Origin of the sequence: Elstera litoralis, assembly GCF_000963705.1 — a bacterium.
GTDB lineage: Bacteria > Pseudomonadota > Alphaproteobacteria > Elsterales > Elsteraceae > Elstera > Elstera litoralis.
Window position 1 is genome coordinate 1 of sequence record NZ_LAJY01000599.1, and the last position, 1,262, is coordinate 1,262.

The window sequence follows — 1,262 nt, forward strand, 5'->3', positions numbered from 1 at the left end:
GGAAAAGCGCGAATCCGAGTCCTTGAACCCGACCGTCCGAGAATTGGCGATATTGTTGGAGAGAACCCCCATCGCCGTGCTTTGGGCATTCATCGCGGTAACGCCGGTAATCAGGGCCTTGCTGAAACTCATCATCGCACCTTTAGGCTGAACTTAGGGAAGTAGGGGGCCTCTCCCGACCCGAGGACCTGGAGAGGCCTATCCGCCTTAACGCTTCAGGTTGATGATTTCCTGGAGCATTTCGTCCGAGGTCGTGATCGTCTTCGAGTTGGCGCTATAGTTGCGCTGCGTCACGATCATATCGGTGAATTCTTCCGCGAGATCGACCGTGGAACCTTCCAAGGCGCTGCCCTGAACGGTCCCGGCACCGCCGATACCCGAGAAGTTGGTCGTCGGCGAGCCCGAGGCGTCGGTCTGGGCATAGAGATTGCCCGAGCGCGCATCGAGACGGTTCGGATCGGCGAAAGTGGTGATGGCAACACGGGCAACCGCGAGGCGCTGACCATTATCGAACACCGCCCGAACCACACCGTCCTTATCGATGGCGACACCTGTCTTATAGCCGAAGCGCACGCCATCCTGATTGACGAAGGAGGTGGCGAAAGCGTCCGACTGCTGCGTCACGCCGTTCTTCGTACCGACAGTGCCGAAGTTGATGGTGGGATTGAGTTTGGTGGCACCGGTCGAACTCGGGGCGGAGAGATTTACGCCGGCGGTTGCATTGGAGCTATTGAGCGTGGCGTTCGCGTTCGCAGTAAAGCCCGAGATAGCCCCATTCGTATCAAACGAAATGCTACCCAGACGGCTATTGGACTTGAGGAGACCACGAAGTGACGAACCAGCAACATAGCCCTTACCAGCGGGAGGTGCCGCGGAGTCATCGCCATCAAGCGTTTCGCCAGCCGTGCCGCTATAGGCCCAAGAATTTTGCGTGGTGCCGCTAATCGAGTCGATCGGGTTCCCGCTGGAGTCCGTGCGACCGACAATGGTCATCTTCGTAATGTAAACGTCCCATTTATTGGGAGCGGTTTTAATGTAAGCGAGCTGAATATTATGACCAACGCCGAGGCTATCGTAGACGGTCACATCGCTGGTGAGGCCCGATTGGAGGCCCGAAGTACTGGTTGTATCAAGCTGAGCGCCAGTGCTGCTGGCTGCCGTACCGGTTGCATCGCTCATGCGCAGTCGGTAGCGACTGGTCAGGGCTGGATTGGTCACCGTGTCTACAATAGGGGTTGCTGCTGCTGCTGTTGCTGCTGCTA

General features: G+C 57.7%; 2 protein-coding genes. Both read right to left on the reverse strand.

Going from position 1 to position 1,262, the window contains the following annotated elements; translation table 11 throughout:
* On the reverse strand, window positions 1-135 hold a 135-nt coding region (locus VZ95_RS28370; RefSeq protein ID WP_332308129.1), incomplete at its 3' end, for a flagellar basal body protein.
* 72 nt (window positions 136-207) lie between these two features.
* A complete protein-coding gene (locus VZ95_RS18030; protein ID WP_198148381.1) occupies window positions 208-1,218 on the reverse strand; it encodes a flagellar hook-basal body complex protein in 1,011 nt (336 codons plus the stop codon).
* Between the last annotated feature and the right edge of the window lie 44 nt (window positions 1,219-1,262).